Genomic DNA, 17,431 nt, shown 5'->3' on the forward strand with positions numbered 1-17,431 from the left:
ATGCTTTGGCCAGCTAACGATTTCTTTATCTTCTCTTGACGTTATGAGTCTGTGGGCCTGGACCTAAATCCCGATGCAAGGGGCGCACGGCGGTTGAGAGCATGACATCCATGTCCCGAGCCGCCGAAGTCCCCCTCGCCGCCGCGCCCCCTCGCCGTACCGTTCCGCCCGCCTGGGTGGTGGTGGCGCTCGCGTGTGCCGGACAGTTCCTCGTCGTACTGGACGTGTCCGTCGTGAACGTGGCCCTGCCGTCGATGCGGGCGGACCTCGGCATGAGCGCGTCCGGGTTGCAGTGGGTGGTGAACGCGTACGCGATCGCCTTCGCCGGGTTCATGCTGCTCGGCGGGCGGGCCGGCGACCTGTACGGGCGCAAGCGGATGTTCCTGGTCGGGCTCGGCCTGTTCACGCTCGCCTCGCTGGCCGGCGGGCTGGCCCAGGACGGCTGGCAGCTGCTGCTGGCCCGGGCCGTGCAGGGACTCGGCGCGGCGGTGCTCGCGCCCTCGACGCTGACGATCGTGACGTCCGCCGTCCCCGAGGGACCCGCACGCGCGCGTGCCATAGCCACCTGGACGGCGGTCGGCGGAGGCGGCGGCGCGGCGGGCGGACTGGTCGGCGGAGCGCTCGTCGACGTGTGGTCGTGGCGTTGGACCTTGCTGATCAACGTGCCCGTCGGGGCCCTCGTGCTGCTGGGCGCGCTGGGGTGGCTGAGCGAGAGCCGGGCCGGGGACGGACGCCGGCTCGACCTGCCCGGCGCGGTACTGGTGACGGCTGGGCTGGCGACACTGGCGTACGGCATCTCCCAGACCGAGGCCGAGGGATGGGCGTCGGCGGCGACGGTGGTGCCGCTGCTCGCCGGGGCCGCGCTGATCGGGCTCTTCCTCGCCGTCGAGGCCCGGACCACCGCCCCGCTGATGCCGCTCGGACTGCTCCGGCTCCGGTCCGTGGCCTCGGCGAACGCCGCCATGTTCCTGTCCGGCTCGGCGATGTTCTGCATGTGGTTCTTCATGACGCTGTACGCGCAGAACGTCCTCGGCTACTCGCCGCTGGAGGCCGGGCTCGCCCTCGTGCCCAGTTCCCTGGCCGTGATCCTCGGCTCGAAGACGGCACCGCGGCTGATGCGGGCGCTGGACGCGCGGAAGGTGGCGGTCCTGGGGACGTGCGTGGCGGCGGCCGGGTTCGCCTGGCAGTCGACGCTGAGCGTTGACGGGGGGTACGTGGTGGCGATCATGTGCCCCGGGATCCTGATGATGCTGGGCGCGGGCCTGGCGACGACACCCCTGGCCGCGCTGGCCACGTCGGGGGCGGCGCCGGGGGAGGCCGGGCTGGTGTCGGGGCTGGTCAACACCTCGCGGACGATGGGCGGCTCGCTGGGGCTCGCGGTGATGTCGACGATCGCGGCGTCCCGGACGGGCGGCGACCTGAGCCCCGAGGGGCTGACCGAGGGGTACGCGCTGGTGTTCCGCACCGGGGCGGGGGTGCTGGCCGGCGGTGTGCTGCTGATGCTGCTGTGGCTGCCGCGAAGGGGTGCGGGGGTCTCGTCGAAGACGTCCTCGGGCTGAGGCAACGGTTTGGGCGGCTCATGGACTCCTTTGAATATCTAGGAGGTGCCCATGGGGGATCGCAAGGAGGCTCGGGACGCGGAGTTCCAGAGCTTTGTCATCGGCCGCTGGCCGCGGCTGATGAGAACGGCATTTCTCCTCACGGGGGAGCAGCACGCCGCGGAGGACCTGGTCCAGTCGACCCTGGAGCAGGTGTACGTGGCCTGGCGCAGGGTCGGCTCGGCCGACGACCCGGAGGCGTATGTGCGGCGCGTGATGATCAACGCGCACGCCCGCCGACACCGCAGGAAACTCAGGGAGTTCCTGGCGCCCAAGGACGACTCGGGCCTGGCACGCGAGATCGCCGACACCGGTGACCGCATCGCGCAGGCCGAGGACCGCAGCGCCCTGCTGAAGGCGCTGGCCCAACTGCCGCCGCGGCAGCGCGAGGCCGTGGTCCTGCGCTACTGGGAGGACCTGACCGAGACCCAGACCGCCGAGGCGATGGGCTGTTCCGTCGGCTCGGTGAAGAGCAACGCGGCCAAGGGGATCGCGAAACTCCGGGCCATACCGGGGCTGGTCGACATGGCGACGCAGGGAGGGCGGAAGTGATGAGCGCGGACCGGGAGACGAACCACGACATGACGAACAGCGACATCACCCTCCTGCTGGCCGAGGCCACGGACGAGGTCGAGATCGGTATAGCCCCCTACCAGGCGGTCGTCCGGGGCGGCCGCCGCCGCAAGGCCCGCCGCTGGGCCGTGGCCACGGCCACCGCCCTGGTGATCGCCGGCTCCTCGGCGACCCTCGCGGTGGCGGGGCTGCCGGGCGGGAACGGGACAGTGGCGCCGCCGGCGACCCAGGCTCCGACGACGACCCCGGCCGACCTCTTCACCCCGCAGCGCACGACGCTCGCGACCGGCGTCGAGGACGGCAAGCCCTGGAAGGTCGTCATCGACGTCTGGGCGACACCGCACAACCGCGCGCAGGCCGAGGGACAGCTCCAGGCGATGGCCGAGTCCGGGCAGGTGCCCACGGGCGTGACCAAGGCCGCCGAACTGATGGGCAAGAGCTCGTACGTGACGTACCTCAGCGACGACGACACCAGCAAGGGGGTCTACGAGGACGCGTTCGACGAGACCGACACCCCCATGAAGGGCACGGACGTCGAGTCCGCCGCGATCCCCTTCAGGACCACCGAAGACCATGTGGAGCGCCTTGTCATCGGCATGGTCGGCAGGGACGCCGAGCAGGTCACCTGCACCTGGAAGAACGGCACGGCGACCAAGGTCGACCGCCCGGCCAAGAACACGGAGACCAACACCGACCAGCCGGCCATCCGCACGGCCACGGGCTCGGCCGTGGACTGGTTCGTGTGCCTGGCGCCGAAGGGAACGGAGTACAAGTCGGCGGACGTGACGGCGACGCGGGAGTAGGTGACGCCGCGGTGCTCGGCGGCGTTACAGCCACCCCTGCTGCCGGGCCTCCCGCAGCGCCTCGGTCCGATTGCGGGTGCCCGTCTTGCCGATGGCGGCGGAGAGGTAGTTGCGGACCGTGGACTCGGAGAGGTGGAGGGCGTCCGCGATGTCGGCGACCGTCGCGCCATCCGCCGACGCGCCGAGGACCTCACCCTCACGGGCCGTCAGAGGATTGGGGCCGGCGCTGAGGGCGGCCGCGGCGAGGGCGGGGTCGATGACGGTCTCACCGGTCAGTACGCGGCGGATCGACGCGGCCAGTTCCTCCACGGGGCCGTCCTTCACCAGGAAACCGGCGGCCCCGGCCTCCATGGCCCGGCGCAGATAGCCGGGGCGGCCGAAGGTGGTCAGGATCAGCACCCGGCAGTCGGGGGCCTGGTCACGGAGCTCGGCGGCGGCGTCCAGGCCGCTCTTGCCCGGCAGTTCGATGTCGAGGAGCGCCACGTCCGGGCGGTGGATCAGGGCCGCGTCCACAATCGCGTCGCCGGCCGCGACCTGGGCGACCACCTCGATGTCCGCCTCCATTCCGAGCAACAGCGCGAGCGCGCCCCGCATCATGCCCTGATCCTCCGCGAGGAGGACCCGGATGGACTTGGCGGGCCGATGATCCCGCGGCATCTCGTTCACGGCCCAAGGGTAGGGGGAGGGGGGCTGGGGCGCTGGGTGTGCGGGGTCATGGTGCGGTGGGGGCGGCTGCCATCTCGCTGCTCGGACCGGCTGACCTCACCGAGTCCCCGGGGGCCACTACGGCGGCTTCACCGTCCCCCGCATCCACCCCCACCGGCAGCTCCGCCGTCACCACGAACCCGCCTCGGGCCCCTGCCGTCCCGGCCGTCAACCGGCCCCCTGCCACGGCAAGCCGCTCCGCCAAGCCACGCAGACCGGTGCCCTCGAACGTCGCTCCCTCCGGCGTCCCGCACCCGTCTCCGTCCGCGTCCCCGGTCCCGTCGTCGAGGACCCGCACCCGAACCCGTTCCACCTCTGCCTCCACCGAGATCTCGCACCGCGTGACCTCCCGCCCATGCCGCACCACGTTGGTCACCGCCTCCCGGACCACCCACCCCAGCAACGCCTCCGTCCGGGCGGCCGGCGGCGGGCCGGAGTGGCGCACGACAGGGACGACGCCCGCGGCCTCCAGGACCGACCTCGCACGGTCGAGCTCCGTGCCGAGGCTGCCCTCGCGGTAGCCGCTCACCGCCTCACGGATCTCCGTGAGGGCCTGGCGGCCGACGGACTCGATGTCGGTGATCTGGGCGAGGGCGGCGTCGAGGTCGCGGCGGGCCAGGCGGCGGGCGGCCTCCGACTTGACCACGATCACGGACATGGTGTGGCCGAGGAGATCGTGCAGGTCGCGGGAGAAGCGCAGGCGTTCCTCCTCGACCGCGCGCCGGGCCAGCTCCTCGCGGGCGGCGCGCAGTTCCCGTACCGCCTCGGACAGCGACAGGATCGCCGCCGTCACCATCGTCGACAGGAACGTGGCGTAGGCGACGTTCACCGCGTCCCAGCCGTCCCGGTACGAGGCGACGGCCGCCGCCAGGGCGGTCAGGGCCAGGCCGGTCCGGCCGAGCCACGGGCCCCGGGTGACCGCCCCGGTGGCCAGGCCCAGCAGGGGGAAGAAGTACAGCCAGTTGCCGCCGTAGCCGAGGGCCAGGGCGCAGGTGATCAGGCCCATGAGGACCAGGGCCACCCGGGTCGAGCGGGCCTGCCGGGTCTGCTTCACGAAGGCGCGGAAGACCACGTAGATGTAGAGGGAGTTGAAGGCGAACAGGCCGATGCCGCCGAGTACCGGCTGTTGCGTGCCCGCCTGGAAGAGGTTGGAGAACGCGCCCATTCCCAGCAGCAGCCAGGGGAGGAGGGTGAAGCCGGTGGGCGGTGGCCCCGGCGTCTCCAGCGATTTCCGGGCCTCGCGAGCCTCGAGGCGGCAGGACGCCGTCCTCCACCAGTACCGCTTGTCCCCTGTTCCTTGCATCCCCTGTGTCATGGCTCCCACGCTACGAAGACCACGCACCCGCACGGCAGAGCCAGTCGTACGGAATCCCGCGGGACAAATGTCATACGGCCATGAACCCGACCCAGCCACCAACCGAACTGACACTCCGTCAGGAGTCTTCACAACTCCCGTGGGCTCGGCTATACAGGGGGCGCCGGACTGGAACGCGTTCTAGATCGGCCCGTGACGACCTCGGTGCGGCCGACGGTGCGGACGTCCGCACCGAGGTCTCTGAGCCCGACTCCGAACCCGAGGGAGCCGCCTTGCCCATCGACGCCGCCAAGGCCCTTGCCGCCGAACCCCGTTCCGGCGAGATCTCCTGGAACTCCAAGGACGTGCAGCTCTACCACCTCGGCATCGGCGCGGGCGCCAACCCCGACAAGAGCAGTCCCGCCACCGACCCCGACGAACTGCGCTACACCCTGGAGTCCCGGCTCCACGTCCTGCCGAGCTTCGCCACGGTCGCCGGCTCCGGATCACCCGGCGTGATCAGCGGCCTGTCCATGCCCGGCATCGAGGTCGACCTGGCCCGGGTGCTGCACGGCGGACAGTCGCTGACGATCTACCGCCCCCTCCCCGTCGACGGCACCGCGACCGCCACCGGCCGGATCGCCGCGATCTACGACAAGGGCAAGGCGGCCGTCCTGGTCATGCGCACCGAAGTCGCGGACACCGAGGGCCCGTTGTGGACCAACGACGCCCAGATCTTCGTACGGGGAGAAGGCGGCTGGGGTGGCGACCGCGGCCCGTCCGCCCGCCTCGAACCCCCCGCCGGCGAACCCGACCGAGTCGTCGAGCGGCCCGTCCGCCCCGACCAGGCGCTGCTCTACCGGCTCTCCGGCGACTGGAACCCGCTGCACGCCGACCCCGAGTTCGCCAAGGTCGCCGGATTCGAACGGCCCATCCTGCACGGACTGTGCACCTACGGCATCGCACTCAAGGCCGTCGTCGACACCCTGCTCGGCGGGGACGTGGCACGGGTGCGGTCGTACGACACCCGGTTCGCCGGGGTCGTCTACCCGGGCGAGACCCTGCGCATCCGTATGTGGCACGCGCCCACGTCCACCCGCGTCGCCGTCAGCGCCGTCGAGCGGGACGACGCGCCCGTCCTCGCCGACACCGTCGTCGCACACTCCTGAACTCCGCATGATCTGAGGGGAGCCGCACCATGCGCGCAGCCGTACTGCACGAGATCGGCCAGGACAAGCTGGAGGTCCTCGACGACGTCGAGGCGGTGGGCTTCGGCCCGGGCAAGGTGCGGATCCGGGTACGGGCCACCGGGCTGTGCCACTCGGACCTGTCCGCGATGGGCGGCGTACTGCCGCAGCCCGCACCCTTCGTGCCGGGGCACGAGGGCGCCGGCGAGATCATCGAAGTCGGGGAGGGGGTACGGAACGTGAAGGCCGGAGACCGGGTCGTGGTCTGCTGGCTGCCCGCCTGTGGGGCGTGCCCCGCCTGCAAGCGCGGCCAGACCGAGCTGTGTCTGGCCGGGTTCATGAACGCCGGTACGCCCAACTTCAAGCGGCCCGGCGGCGATCTGTTCGGCTTCGCCGGCACCGGCACCTTCGCCGAGGAGGTCGTCGTCGACGCCGGATGCGCGGTGCCGATCCCGGACGACGTGCCCTTCGACATCGCCGCGCTCATCGGCTGCGGGGTGACCACGGGACTCGGCGCCGCCCTCAACACCGCTGAGGTGGAGGTCGGTTCGTCCGTCGCCGTCATCGGCTGCGGCGGCGTCGGGATCTCCGCGATCCAGGGGGCCAGGCTCAAGGGCGCCGCCGAGATAGTCGCCGTCGACCCCGTCGCCTCCCGGCGCGAGTCCGCCCTCAAGTTCGGTGCCACCAAGGCCGTTTCGCCCGACGAGCTGGCCGACGCCAAGCAACAGGTCACCGGCGGCGAGGGCTTCGACTACGTCTTCGAGGTCGTCGGCAAGTCCGCCACCGCCCGCACGGCCTACGAGAACACCCGGCGCGGCGGCACCCTGGTCGTCGTCGGCGCGGGCGCCATGGACGACTTCCTCCAGCTCAACATGTTCGAGCTGTTCTTCGACGAGAAGCGCATCCTGCCGTCCATGTACGGCGGCGGCGACGTCCTGACCTCCTACGAGCGGACCATCGCACTGTGGCGGGCCGGCCGGATCGACCTGGAGGGGCTCATCACCCACCGGGTGCCGCTCGCCGACATCAACGAGGCCCTCGACCAGATGCGCACGGGCACCGCGCTCCGTACGTGCATCGAGATCTGACGGGAGTGTCCGTGTCGCTGCCACTCGAAGGGCTGTCCGCGATCGTCACCGGCGCCGGACGCGGACTGGGCCGGGCCGAGGCGCTCGAACTCGCCCGGCTCGGCGCCGCCGTCGTCGTCAACGACTTCGGGCAACCGGGGCGCGACGGCTCCGGAGCGGCCTCCACGGGCCCCGCCGAGGAGGTCGCCGCCGAGATCCGTACGGCGGGCGGCAGGGCGCTCGCCCACACCGGGGATGTCGCCGACTTCCAACAGGCGCAGGAACTGGTGGAGTTGGCCGTCTCCGAGTTCGGCAAGCTCGACATCCTCGTCAACAACGCCGGCATCCTGCGCGACCGCATGGTCTTCTCGATGAGCGAGGGGGAGTGGGACGCCGTCATCCGCGTCCACCTCAAGGGCCACTTCAACACGACCCACTTCGCGGCCGCGCACTGGCGCGCCCGGGCCAAGGACGCCGGGGGGCGGGTGTACGGGCGGATCGTGAACACCTCCTCGGAGGCGTTCCTCGCGGGCTCGGCCGGACAGCCCAACTACGCCGCCGCGAAAGGCGGCATCGTCGGGCTCACCACCTCCACGGCGCTCGCCCTCGCCAAGTACGGCGTCACCGCCAACGCCATCTGCCCGCGCGCCCGCACCCGGATGACCGAGGACGTCTTCGCGGGCTTCGAACTCCCCGAGGACCGGCTCGACCCGCTCGCCCCCGAGCATGTCGCCCCGCTCGTCGGATACTTGGCCGCACCGGCCGCCGCCCGCCTCAACGGACAGCTGCTCGTCGTCCACGGCGGGATGGTCGCCGTAGTCGAACGGCCCCGGGTGCAGGCCAAGTTCGACAGCAAGCAGGAGACGTTCACGTACGACGAACTCGACGCCTTGCTCACCCCGCACTTCGCGGAACGGCCGGAGGGGGAGACCTTCGGGGCGGTGGAAGTGCTGGGGCTGAAACGCGAGTAGCGCGAACAGAGAACGGCCCCGCTCACCGCGACGGTGAACGGGGCCGTACGTCCTGCGTCCTCAGCCCCTGCGGGCCACCGACTCGGTCTCGTCGGCCGGCTTGCGGTGCCGGCCGCGAGGGGCCGAATCGCCGTCCTGAGCCGAGACCTGACCGCGGTGCCTGCCGTGACCGGAGGCATCCTGGGAATCGGTGTGCGGCGGCTGGATCGTGCGTGCGTCGCTCATCGGAAAAACTCACCCCGTCAACATGATCTTTCAAACAGCCGGGCGAGTTTAACCGGCACCCCACGGGCCGAATCCAGGCGGCCACGCCAACCGGCACTACTTCGTTACAAGACGTCCCAGAGGCGCTTTCCCGAGCGGCACCGGGCGCGCCGCGACAGGCTCCGAGGGCCCGGCATCCACCACGGACTCCGGGGGATCCGGCTCCGACGGCCCGCCGGTACCCGAGTCCGACGCCGCACCCGGCGTCTCCCCGGCGGCCGTCCCGCCCCTGTCCGGATCCCCCGGGCCCGCGTCCCCCGCGGTTCCCCCGTTCCCGATGGCTCTTCGTGTCTCCGCCGGTGCCGTCAACTCCGCCACCCCGCACGGCACTTCGTCCGTGGCGTACGGCAGTCGCAGCACCCCGTCCCGCGTCCACAGCCCGCTGCCCGCCAACCACCCCACGGGCGCCGCGAGATGGTGCACCTGCCGTCCGTCCGGCCGCCACACCCCGACCCAGCTGCCCAGCGGCCCGTCGATGCACAGCGCCACCGCGCAGCTCTCCGGCATCAGCACCTGCCCCGGCTGGATGGCGAACGGCGTCACCGTGCACTCCGGCAGCCGCAGGCTCTCCGGGAAGCGCACCGGAAGTGTGCTGCCCATGACCCCCCAGCCCAGCCGCGGCCGACCGGGCGAGGGCGCGTCGGAGGCGATGAGCAGCAGCCCGCTGTCCGGGTCGGCCAGCAGCAGCCGGTCGTCGCTGCCGGCCGCGATCTGGAGCAGCGGTGACACCTCGCCGCCCCGCTCCAGGTCCACCACGATCGCCTTGGTGCAGCCGCCGACCTCCCGGTCCAGGGCCAGCATCCGCCCGGTCCGGTCCAGCCACACCCCGCCCGAGCAGCGCCCGGGGATCTCCGCGAGGTGCTCCGGGCCGAAGGCGCCGCCCGCCACGAGCCACACGGCGCTGGTCCGCCGGCCCACGGCGAGGGCGTACGCCTTCTCCCCGCCCGGTGCCGGCGGCAGCAGCCACAGCCGGGTCCCCTCGTCCGGGCACTCGACCGCGCCGAGGAGCAGCTCGCCGGTGCCCGGGCCGGTCGGGTAGAGCAGCGAGAAGTTGTGCCGCCCGTCCGCGAACCGCCGGATCAGGACCCGGCCGTCGGCCATCGGCTGTACCTCGGTGCCGGGCTCCTCCGGCTGGTTGCCGGGCAGCGGCACCGCGTAGGGCTCCGGGCCGTCCATCGTCCAGCGCTCCGGGAACCAGGAGTCGCCGTCCAGGGTGAGGCGGGCGGCGTAGGCGCCGTCCGCGGTGATCGTGCAGCCAGCCTGCGGCGTACCGTCCTCGTCCGCCGCCGTGGGCTCGATCGCACAGGCCGTCATCGTTCGGTCACCTCCGGCCACGAAGTTAGTTTTCGCACGCACAGACGGGGGACGAGGCGCCCACCGCTTCACACAAAGGGGTGGCCCAGGAACGATTCGCCTGAGGAAACCGGGGCGATTGTGCTGTACGGGACGAGGATGGCCCGCTCCGGTACAAGGGCACAGAACAGCCAGGTAGCCTTTTCCCGTGCCCCGTCTGTCTGAAGTCTCCCCGCCCCGTCTCTCGGAGATCGTCGCCGCGCTGGAGAACCTCTGGCCCGCCGAGCGGGCCGAGTCCTGGGACGCGGTCGGCACCGTCGTGGGCGACCCCGACCAGGAGGTCACGCGCGTTCTGTTCGCCGTCGACCCGGTCCAGGAGATCGTCGACGAGGCGGTGAAGCTGGGCGCCGACCTGCTGGTCACCCACCACCCGCTCTATCTGCGCGGTACGACGACGGTCGCGGCCACCCACTTCAAGGGCCGGGCCGTCCACACCCTCATCAAGAACGACATCGCGCTGCACGTGGCCCACACCAACGCGGACACCGCGGATCCGGGTGTCTCCGACGCCCTCGCCGGCGCGCTGGACCTCAGGGTCGTACGACCCCTCGTGCCGGACCCGACCGACCCGAGCGGCCGGCGGGGCCTGGGCCGGATCTGCGAACTGGACCATCCACTGCCGCTGAAGGAGTTCGCGGCGCGGGCCGCCGAGCGCCTCCCCGCCACCGCGCAGGGCATCCGCGTAGCCGGAGACCCCGAAGCGACGATCCGCACGGTCGCCGTCAGCGGCGGCTCCGGCGACAGCCTCTTCGACGTCGTACGAGCTGCCGGCGTCGACGCCTTCCTCACCGCGGACCTCCGCCACCACCCGGCCTCCGAAGCCCGCGCCCACAGTCCTCTCGCGCTGCTCGACGCGGCGCACTGGGCCACCGAATGGCCCTGGTGCGAGCTGGCCGCCGCCCAGCTCGACGAGATCTCCGACCGGGAGGGATGGGACCTCAGGGTCCATGTGTCCCGCACGGTCACCGACCCCTGGACGGCCCACGCGGCGTCCACCACCCCTACTGACCTGGGAGCCCCCAACTGAACGCCGCGCCCGCCGACCAGATCCGTCTTCTCGACGTCCAGGCCCTCGACGTCCGCCTTCAGCAGCTCGCGCACAAGCGCCGGTCGCTGCCCGAGCACGCCGAGATCGAGGCGCTGACCAAGGACGCCACGCAGTTGCGTGACCTCCTTGTCGCCGCGCAGACCGAGGAGAGCGACACCGCCCGCGAGCAGATCAAGGCCGAGCAGGACGTGGACCAGGTGCGCCAGCGCGCCGTCCGCGACCAGCAGCGCCTGGACTCAGGCGCCGTGACGTCCCCGAAGGACCTGGAGAACCTCCAGCGCGAGATCGCCTCCCTCGCCAAGCGCCAGGGGGACCTGGAGGACATCGTCCTGGAGGTCATGGAGCGCCGTGAGTCCGCGCAGGAGCGGGTCGCCGAACTGACCGAGCGGGTCGGTGCCGTGCAGGGCAAGATCGACGACGCGACGTCCCGCCGGGAGGCGGCGTTCGAGGGCATCGACGGCGAGGTCGCGACGGTCACCAAGGAGCGCGGGGTCATCGCGGGCACGATCCCCGCGGACCTGCTCAAGCTCTACGAGAAGCTGCGCGAGCAGCAGGGCGGCATCGGCGCGGCGAAGCTGTACCAGCGGACCTGCCAGGGCTGCCGCCAGGAGCTGGCGATCACGGACATCAACGAGATCCGGTCGGCCGCGCCCGACACGGTCGTCCGCTGCGAGAACTGCCGCCGCATCCTGGTGCGCACGGCCGAGTCGGGTCTGTAAGGAGCCTTGCGCGTGCGGGAGTTCATCGTCGAGGCGGACGGCGGGTCCCGGGGCAACCCGGGTCCGGCGGGCTACGGCTCGGTCGTCATCGACGTGGCGACCGGCGAGACGCTGGCGGAGCGGGCCGAGTCCATCGGGGTCGCCACGAACAACGTGGCGGAGTACCGGGGGCTGGTGGCGGGCCTGCGCGCCGCCGCCGAACTCGACCCCGCCGCGTCCGTGCACGTCCGCATGGACTCCAAGCTCGTCGTCGAGCAGATGTCGGGCCGCTGGAAGATCAAGCACCCGGACATGAAGCCGCTCGCGATGGAGGCGGCCCGGGTGTTCCCGGCGGAGCAGGTCACCTACGAGTGGATCCCGCGTGAGCGCAACAAGCACGCGGACCGCTTGGCGAACGAGGCGATGGACGCGGGGGCGCGGGGGGAGCGGTGGTCGGCTTCGGAGTCGGTGGCGGAACTCGTCGCGAAGGCCGGCGCGGCTGAGGTGTCGGGCCCGCCCGGCGACGCGGCCGCGGGCGCGGCACGGGCACGTGCGGCGCTGGCCGCGGCCTCCGTTTCAGCGGTTCGAGCCACTTCCACTCCGGCGACTCCGGGTCCCTCGGCGGCTGCTCCTGCGACTCCGGGTCCCCCAGCGGCTGTTTTTGCGGCCCCGGGTCCCTCTGCTTCGGCGCCGCCCTCCTCCGCTTCCGCCCTCCCGCTGGCGGATCCCGTCGCCTCGCCCTCTTCTTCTTCCTCGCCTTCTTCCTCGCCCTCTTCCTCTGCTCGGTCTTCCCGCCGCGGAGCGGCGGAGTCTCTGGGCGGCGGAGCTGCCAAGGCTGACGCTGATGTGCGTGCCGCTCGGAGTGTCGCCGGCTCTGGTTGGGCGCCGGCCGACATGGGGGCGCCGGCCACCTTCGTGCTGTTGCGGCACGGGGAGACGCCGTTGACTCCGCAGAAGCGGTTCTCGGGGAGTGGCGGTACCGATCCGTCGCTGTCCGAGGCGGGGCGGGAGCAGGCGCGGCTGGTCGGTGAGGCGCTGGCCCGGCGCGGCACCGTACAGGAGATCCTGGCGTCACCCCTCGCCCGTACCCGGCAGACCGCGGCGGCCGTGGCGGAGCGCCTCGGCCTTGACGTGACCGTCGAGGACGGGCTGCGGGAGACCGACTTCGGGGCGTGGGAGGGACTGACCTTCGGCGAGGTGCGGGAGCGTTACCCCGACGACCTCAACCGCTGGCTCGCCGACCCCGACGCCGAACCCACCGGCGGCGGCGAGAGCTTCGCCGCGACGGCCACCCGTATCGCCGCGACCCGCGACAAGCTGATCGCGGCGTACGCGGGCCGTACGGTCCTGCTCGTCACGCACGTCACGCCGATCAAGACGTTCGTACGCCTCGCCCTCGGAGCCCCGCCGGAGTCCCTGTTCCGCATGGAACTGAGCGCCGCCTCGCTCTCCGCGGTGGCGTACTACGCCGACGGCAACGCCAGCGTCCGCCTCTTCAACGACACGTCCCACCTGCGTCCCTGAGGTTCTTGAGTGCGGCCGCGGCGCGGGCGAGTTCCTCGACCCGCGCCCAGTCCCGGGCGGCGATCGCCTCCGCGGGCAGCATCCAGGTCCCGCCCACACAGCCGACGTTGGGCAGGGCCAGATACTCGGGAGCGTTCGCCGCCCCGATCCCGCCCGTCGGGCAGAACCGCGCCTGCGGCAACGGCCCGGCGAGCGACTTCAGATACGCCGTCCCGCCCGCGGCCTGCGCCGGGAAGAACTTCATCTCCCGCACCCCGCGCTCAAGCAGCGCCACGACCTCCGACGCCGTCGACACCCCCGGCAGGAACGGCACCCCGGACGCCCGCATCGCTTCGAGGAGTACGTCCGTCCAGCCCGGGCTGACCAGAAACCGCGCCCCGGCCGCCACCGACTCCGTCACCTGCTCCGGCGTCACGACGGTGCCCGTCCCGACCACGGCCTCCGGCACTTCGCGCGCAATAGCCCGTACGGCATCCAGCGCGACCGGCGTCCGCAGAGTCACCTCGATCGCCGGCAGCCCTCCGGCTACCAGCGCCCGCGCCAACGGCACGGCATCGGAGGCGTCCTCGATGACGACGACGGGCACGACGGGGGCGAGATCCAGCACGCTCATGGGCTCATCGTGCCCAGAGCGAGCGATGCACGCAACGAGCGTTGCAGAGAATGCAACCGCGGGAGTGGCTGCTCAGTGGATCTCGTCCACCAGCACATCCAGCGTCCAGGCCTTCCCGGCCCCCTTCGGCGGCTCGACCTCCACGACGTACCCGAGGTCCCGGAGCGCCTCCACCAGCTCGGCGGGCCCCGTCGGCGCGATGCCCGCCGACAGCAGACTCCGTACGATCCGCCCCTTGGTCGCCTTGTTGAAGTGGCTGACCACCTTCCGCGTCGGCGCGTGCAGCACCCGCACGCTCGCCGTCCGCCCGGCCACCTCACCCTTCGGCTTCCAGGCGGCGGCGTACGCGGAGGACCGCAGATCGAGCACCAGCCCCGCCCCCGCGGCCTCCGGCATGACCTCGGCCATCGGCGCCCGCCAGTGCGCCCCCAGCGCCCCGAGCCCCGGCAGCTTCACGCCCATGGAGCACCGGTACGAGGGGATCTTGTCGGCGATCCCGACGGCCCCCCACAGTCCGGAGAACACGAGCAGTTGCCGCCCCGCCCGCCTCTTCGCGGCGGTGTCGAGAGAGGCGAGGCCGAGCGAGTCGTAGAGGACGCCGGTGTAGATCTCCCCGGCGGGCCGCGCTCCGGCGCTCAGCAGTTCCGCGTTCTTCCCGACTTCACCCCGCAGCCCCTCGCTCAGCCCGAGCACCTCGCGCGCCTTCTCCTCGTCGCCGGCGCACAGCTCGACGAGCTCACCGAGCACAGCGCCCCGGGCCTCGGTCAGCCCCGGCAGCGACAACGACTCCAGCTTCAGCGGGGCGCCACGACCGGAGGCGGCCTTGCCTTCGGACGGCGGCAGCAGGACAAGCACGGGCGGATCTCCTTCTGTAGAGCTTCGGACAGCGTACGGGGACCCGATGTGCTTACCCTCGCTGTATGCCTCGCCGCCACATCAGCGTGACCGGCGCCCCCGAAGCCCCTCTCCGGGCCGCCCTCACCGCACTGCGCACCAAACTCGGAGTGTCGGACGCCTATCCGCCCGAGGCGCTGGCCGACGCCGCGCGTCCCCCCGTACTCCCGGCGTACGACGCCACCGACATCCCCCTGTTCACCATCGACCCGCCCACGTCCGTCGACCTCGACCAGGCGATGCACCTCGCCCGCCGGGGCACCGGCTACCGCGTCCGGTACGCCATCGCCGACGTCGCCGCGTTCGTCGTACCCGGATCGGCCCTGGACGAGGAGACCCACCGCCGGGTGATGACCCTCTACTTCCCCGACGAGAAGGTCCCCCTGCACCCGCCCCAGCTGAGCGAGGGCGCGGCCAGCCTGCTCCCGGACCAGGTGCGCCCCGCGGCCCTGTGGACGATCGACCTCGACGCGGAGGGCCGGACGGAGGCCGTCGACGTCCGCCGGGCCCTGGTCCGCAGCCGGGCCAAGCTGGACTACGAGGGCGTACAGAAGGAGATCGACGGGGGCACCGCGGAGGAGCCACTGGCCCTGCTGAAGGTGATCGGCCGGCTGCGGGAGGAGCTGGAGGTGGCCCGGGGCGGCATCTCCCTGAACGTCCCCGAGCAGGAGATCGTCGAGCGGGACGGGGGCTATGAGCTGACGTACCGCGCCCCGCTCCCCGCGGACGGCTGGAACGCCCAGATCTCCCTGCTGACGGGTATGGCCGCGGCCGACCTGATGCTCGCGCACGGCACCGGCGTACTCCGCACGCTCCCCGCCGCTCCCGACGGCGCGGTCGGCCGCCTGCGCCGCACGGCCCACGCCCTGCACATCGACTGGCCGCACCATGTGTCGTACGCGGCGCTGGTGCGGTCGTTGGACCCGGCCGTCCCGCATCACGCGGCGTTTTTGCAGGAGTGCACGACGTTGCTGCGCGGGGCGGGTTACACGGTCTTCCGGGACGGAAACGTGCCGACTCTTGCCACCCACTCGGCGGTGGCAGCCCCGTACGCCCACTGCACGGCCCCGCTCCGCCGCCTCGCCGACCGGTACGCGTCGGAGATCTGTCTGGCGGCGGTGGCGGGGGAGGCGGTGCCGGACTGGGTGCTGGCCGCTTTTGACGAGTTGCCGCACGAGATGGCCGAGGGGGGCAGGCGGGCGGGCACGGTCGAGCGGGAGTGCGTCGACATCGTGGAGGCGGCGCTGCTGAAGGACCGGGTGGGGGAGGTCTTCGACGGGTGCGTGGTGGAGGTGGAGGAGCGCCGGCCGACGGTGGGGGTGGTGCAGTTGGAGTCCCCGGCGGTGATCGGCAAGGTCGAGAGCCCGGAGCCGTTGCCCCTGGGGGAACGGCTGCGGGTCCGCCTCACACAGGCAGATCTCGCTCGCTCGGCGAAGGTGCGTTTCGTGCCCGCGTGATCGCGCTGACGAGATCGCCGGGTTCGTCGGCGTGGAGGCGGACGAGGTGGACGGGCCTGCGCCGCCCGAGGACGGTGAAGTGATCGACGGGCCGGGCCAGTTCGAGGGTGACGGTGGTCCGCGCCCCCATGGCGAGGTCGAGTTCGCCGTCGGCACGCTGGTGGGTGGTGCGCAACTCACGTCGTACGGCGGCGATGTGGTGGAGCGGTATCCGCAGGTCGACGTGTGCGGCACGGCGGACGCGCAGTTCGTCGTCGGCCAGCACGTGCGGCCGTACGACGTTCGCCGCGTGCACCCCGACGACGAGGACGACCGTGTAGACGTCGAGCGCCAACACGGCCCGGTGCACGACCGGGTGGTCCCGCAGCAGCACGGCCATCGTCAGCGACTCGATGACGCAGACGAACGCGAGCCCGAACATCATGGGTCCTTCCCCGCGGGCGTAGGGGAAGTCCTGGCCGCGGCCGGTCCGATGTGTTCGCCGGGCGACCCAGAGGGCGAGGCTGACGAACAGCCGCACCTCGTGCCGGACGAGGGCGAAGGCCGTTCTCATGTGTCCCCCGTGTGGAGGCGCAGAGCGCGGCGGATGGCCTCCGCCTGGGCCGGGGCGAAGTCGGCGTAGAAGGCGCGCAGGAAGCCGTGTTCCTGGTGTTCGAGGTCGTTGGCGGATTCCGTGGCGGGGAGCAGTTCGGGCGGGATGAGGGCGGCGAGCGTACGGGCCGCCTCCTCGACCCGGGGGTCGTCCGGTTCGGCGTCGGCGAGGGCGTCGAGCAGCGCGTACGCCTCGTTCGCCCGGGCCACGTCCTGCGGGGAAGCCAGCGCGGAGGCGACGGCGGTGATCATCCGCTCCCGCTGCTCGGGTGCGGCGGCGGTCTCGATCAGCGCGAGCACCTCACGGTCCTTGACCGCCATGGGGGAGTCGGCGAGCGGCGCCATGTCCCGGAACAGCGAGGCCAGTTCGGGGGAGACGGGCCCCTCGGCGGGCAGTTCGCCCGCGTCGAGCAGCGCCCGCAGCCGCATGCGCCGCACATGGATGGCCGCCTCCTGCCGGGCGAGATCGGCGTCCAGCTCCTGAAGGATCTCGGCGAGGTCCTTCTTCGTGTCATCGGCCAGCGCGTCCCGCACCTCGGCCAGCCCGAGGCCCAGTTCGGTGAGCCGCCGGATCCGCGCGAGCACGACGGCGTGCCGCAGCGTGTAGTCCCGGTACCCGTTGCTCAGCCGCTCCGGCTCCGGCAGCAGCCCCTGATGGTGGTAGTGCCGCACGGTCCGCGTGGTGACGCCGACGGCGGCGGCGAGTTCTCCGATCCGCATGGGATCAGTAGAGACGTTGACGTCGCGTGAGGGTCAAGGGCCGGGCTCGGTGCCTGTCTCGAACGGGTGAT

Annotated in this window: 18 protein-coding genes; 10 read left to right on the forward strand and 8 right to left on the reverse strand. The window is 72.1% G+C overall.

Annotated elements, in window-relative coordinates; genetic code table 11:
* Positions 1-101 precede the first annotated feature (101 nt).
* From OG866_RS30980 to OG866_RS30990, 3 genes are read left to right on the forward strand one after another with little or no spacing between them, the layout of a single operon-like run.
* Positions 102-1,559: an MFS transporter gene (locus OG866_RS30980; RefSeq protein ID WP_443063589.1), complete on the forward strand. Its 1,458-nt coding sequence runs from the start codon at positions 102-104 to the stop codon at positions 1,557-1,559.
* 51 nt (positions 1,560-1,610) lie between these two features.
* Positions 1,611-2,150 carry a SigE family RNA polymerase sigma factor gene (locus OG866_RS30985; RefSeq protein ID WP_329339783.1) on the forward strand — a complete coding sequence of 180 codons (540 nt, stop codon included), beginning with the start codon at positions 1,611-1,613 and terminating at the stop codon, positions 2,148-2,150.
* Positions 2,150-2,974, forward strand: a complete 825-nt coding sequence (locus OG866_RS30990; RefSeq protein ID WP_329339784.1) for a hypothetical protein — start codon at positions 2,150-2,152, stop codon at positions 2,972-2,974. Before OG866_RS30985 ends, OG866_RS30990 begins: the two co-directional genes overlap by 1 nt.
* 24 nt (positions 2,975-2,998) lie before the next feature.
* Here OG866_RS30990 and OG866_RS30995 read toward each other — a convergent pair whose 3' ends face one another.
* On the reverse strand, positions 2,999-3,631 hold the full coding sequence (locus OG866_RS30995) for a response regulator transcription factor (RefSeq protein WP_329344389.1): 633 nt from the start codon (positions 3,629-3,631) through the stop codon (positions 2,999-3,001).
* Positions 3,632-3,686: 55 nt separating this feature from the next.
* Positions 3,687-4,994 carry a sensor histidine kinase gene (locus tag OG866_RS31000; RefSeq protein WP_329339786.1) on the reverse strand — a complete coding sequence of 436 codons (1,308 nt, stop codon included), beginning with the start codon at positions 4,992-4,994 and terminating at the stop codon, positions 3,687-3,689.
* Positions 4,995-5,266: 272 nt separating this feature from the next.
* On the opposite strand from OG866_RS31000, the gene OG866_RS31005 reads away from it, so the two are divergent.
* From OG866_RS31005 to OG866_RS31015, 3 genes are read left to right on the forward strand one after another with little or no spacing between them, the layout of a single operon-like run.
* The gene (locus OG866_RS31005) at positions 5,267-6,142 is read left to right on the forward strand and encodes a MaoC/PaaZ C-terminal domain-containing protein (protein ID WP_329339787.1); all 876 of its coding nucleotides are present in this window, start codon (positions 5,267-5,269) and stop codon (positions 6,140-6,142) included.
* A 29-nt stretch (positions 6,143-6,171) separates the two neighbouring features.
* Positions 6,172-7,248, forward strand: coding sequence for a Zn-dependent alcohol dehydrogenase (locus OG866_RS31010; protein ID WP_329339788.1), 1,077 nt, complete (start codon positions 6,172-6,174; stop codon positions 7,246-7,248).
* 11 nt (positions 7,249-7,259) lie between these two features.
* On the forward strand, positions 7,260-8,198 hold the full coding sequence (locus OG866_RS31015) for a 3-oxoacyl-ACP reductase (protein ID WP_329339790.1): 939 nt from the start codon (positions 7,260-7,262) through the stop codon (positions 8,196-8,198).
* A 60-nt stretch (positions 8,199-8,258) separates the two neighbouring features.
* Here OG866_RS31015 and OG866_RS31020 read toward each other — a convergent pair whose 3' ends face one another.
* Both OG866_RS31020 and OG866_RS31025 read right to left on the reverse strand, forming a co-directional pair.
* Positions 8,259-8,423, reverse strand: coding sequence for a hypothetical protein (locus OG866_RS31020; protein WP_329339791.1), 165 nt, complete (start codon positions 8,421-8,423; stop codon positions 8,259-8,261).
* 96 nt (positions 8,424-8,519) lie between these two features.
* Positions 8,520-9,776 carry a hypothetical protein gene (locus OG866_RS31025; protein WP_329339792.1) on the reverse strand — a complete coding sequence of 419 codons (1,257 nt, stop codon included), beginning with the start codon at positions 9,774-9,776 and terminating at the stop codon, positions 8,520-8,522.
* A gap of 187 nt (positions 9,777-9,963) precedes the next feature.
* Between OG866_RS31025 and OG866_RS31030 the strand changes: the two genes are divergently transcribed.
* Genes OG866_RS31030 through OG866_RS31040 form a run of 3 tightly spaced genes read left to right on the forward strand, consistent with a single transcriptional unit; the run spans position 9,964 to position 13,085 of the window.
* Positions 9,964-10,842 carry a Nif3-like dinuclear metal center hexameric protein gene (locus tag OG866_RS31030; RefSeq protein ID WP_329339794.1) on the forward strand — a complete coding sequence of 293 codons (879 nt, stop codon included), beginning with the start codon at positions 9,964-9,966 and terminating at the stop codon, positions 10,840-10,842.
* The gene (locus OG866_RS31035; protein ID WP_329344391.1) at positions 10,839-11,582 is read left to right on the forward strand and encodes a zinc ribbon domain-containing protein; all 744 of its coding nucleotides are present in this window, start codon (positions 10,839-10,841) and stop codon (positions 11,580-11,582) included. The genes OG866_RS31030 and OG866_RS31035 overlap by 4 nt, the downstream gene beginning before the upstream one ends.
* A gap of 12 nt (positions 11,583-11,594) precedes the next feature.
* Positions 11,595-13,085: a bifunctional RNase H/acid phosphatase gene (locus OG866_RS31040; protein WP_329339795.1), complete on the forward strand. Its 1,491-nt coding sequence runs from the start codon at positions 11,595-11,597 to the stop codon at positions 13,083-13,085.
* Here OG866_RS31040 and OG866_RS31045 read toward each other — a convergent pair.
* A complete protein-coding gene (locus OG866_RS31045) occupies positions 13,057-13,698 on the reverse strand; it encodes a bifunctional 4-hydroxy-2-oxoglutarate aldolase/2-dehydro-3-deoxy-phosphogluconate aldolase (RefSeq protein ID WP_329339796.1) in 642 nt (213 codons plus the stop codon). The two genes, OG866_RS31040 and OG866_RS31045, sit on opposite strands and share 29 nt — an antisense overlap.
* 72 nt (positions 13,699-13,770) lie before the next feature.
* Positions 13,771-14,553, reverse strand: a complete 783-nt coding sequence (gene yaaA, locus OG866_RS31050) for a peroxide stress protein YaaA (RefSeq protein WP_329339798.1) — start codon at positions 14,551-14,553, stop codon at positions 13,771-13,773.
* Positions 14,554-14,618: 65 nt separating this feature from the next.
* Between yaaA and OG866_RS31055 the strand changes: the two genes are divergently transcribed.
* A complete protein-coding gene (locus OG866_RS31055) occupies positions 14,619-16,049 on the forward strand; it encodes an RNB domain-containing ribonuclease (protein ID WP_329339800.1) in 1,431 nt (476 codons plus the stop codon).
* Here the strand turns inward: OG866_RS31055 and OG866_RS31060 are convergent.
* Both OG866_RS31060 and OG866_RS31065 read right to left on the reverse strand, forming a co-directional pair.
* Entirely contained in the window at positions 15,997-16,602 is a 606-nt protein-coding gene (locus tag OG866_RS31060; protein WP_329339801.1) for a hypothetical protein, read from the reverse strand. The two genes, OG866_RS31055 and OG866_RS31060, sit on opposite strands and share 53 nt — an antisense overlap.
* The gene (locus tag OG866_RS31065) at positions 16,599-17,360 is read right to left on the reverse strand and encodes a MerR family transcriptional regulator (RefSeq protein ID WP_329339803.1); all 762 of its coding nucleotides are present in this window, start codon (positions 17,358-17,360) and stop codon (positions 16,599-16,601) included. The genes OG866_RS31060 and OG866_RS31065 overlap by 4 nt, the downstream gene beginning before the upstream one ends.
* Positions 17,361-17,431 lie beyond the last annotated feature (71 nt).

The sequence above is a fragment of the Streptomyces sp. NBC_00663 genome (assembly GCF_036226885.1).
Classification (GTDB): Bacteria; Actinomycetota; Actinomycetes; order Streptomycetales; family Streptomycetaceae; genus Streptomyces.

Excerpts from the sequence above, each read along its gene's own strand:
- OG866_RS31060 (WP_329339801.1), bottom strand. The coding sequence starts at position 16,602 with ATGAGAACGGCCTTCGCCCTCGTCCGGCACGAGGTGCGGCTGTTCGTC.
- OG866_RS30985 (WP_329339783.1), top strand. The coding sequence starts at position 1,611 with ATGGGGGATCGCAAGGAGGCTCGGGACGCGGAGTTCCAGAGCTTTGTC.
- OG866_RS31020 (WP_329339791.1), bottom strand. The coding sequence starts at position 8,423 with ATGAGCGACGCACGCACGATCCAGCCGCCGCACACCGATTCCCAGGAT.
- OG866_RS30990 (WP_329339784.1), top strand. The coding sequence starts at position 2,150 with ATGAGCGCGGACCGGGAGACGAACCACGACATGACGAACAGCGACATC.
- OG866_RS30980 (WP_443063589.1), top strand. The coding sequence starts at position 102 with ATGACATCCATGTCCCGAGCCGCCGAAGTCCCCCTCGCCGCCGCGCCC.
- OG866_RS31055 (WP_329339800.1), top strand. The coding sequence starts at position 14,619 with ATGCCTCGCCGCCACATCAGCGTGACCGGCGCCCCCGAAGCCCCTCTC.
- OG866_RS31000 (WP_329339786.1), bottom strand. The coding sequence starts at position 4,994 with ATGACACAGGGGATGCAAGGAACAGGGGACAAGCGGTACTGGTGGAGG.
- OG866_RS31065 (WP_329339803.1), bottom strand. The coding sequence starts at position 17,360 with ATGCGGATCGGAGAACTCGCCGCCGCCGTCGGCGTCACCACGCGGACC.
- OG866_RS30995 (WP_329344389.1), bottom strand. The coding sequence starts at position 3,631 with ATGCCGCGGGATCATCGGCCCGCCAAGTCCATCCGGGTCCTCCTCGCG.
- OG866_RS31025 (WP_329339792.1), bottom strand. The coding sequence starts at position 9,776 with ATGACGGCCTGTGCGATCGAGCCCACGGCGGCGGACGAGGACGGTACG.
- OG866_RS31010 (WP_329339788.1), top strand. The coding sequence starts at position 6,172 with ATGCGCGCAGCCGTACTGCACGAGATCGGCCAGGACAAGCTGGAGGTC.
- OG866_RS31045 (WP_329339796.1), bottom strand. The coding sequence starts at position 13,698 with ATGAGCGTGCTGGATCTCGCCCCCGTCGTGCCCGTCGTCGTCATCGAG.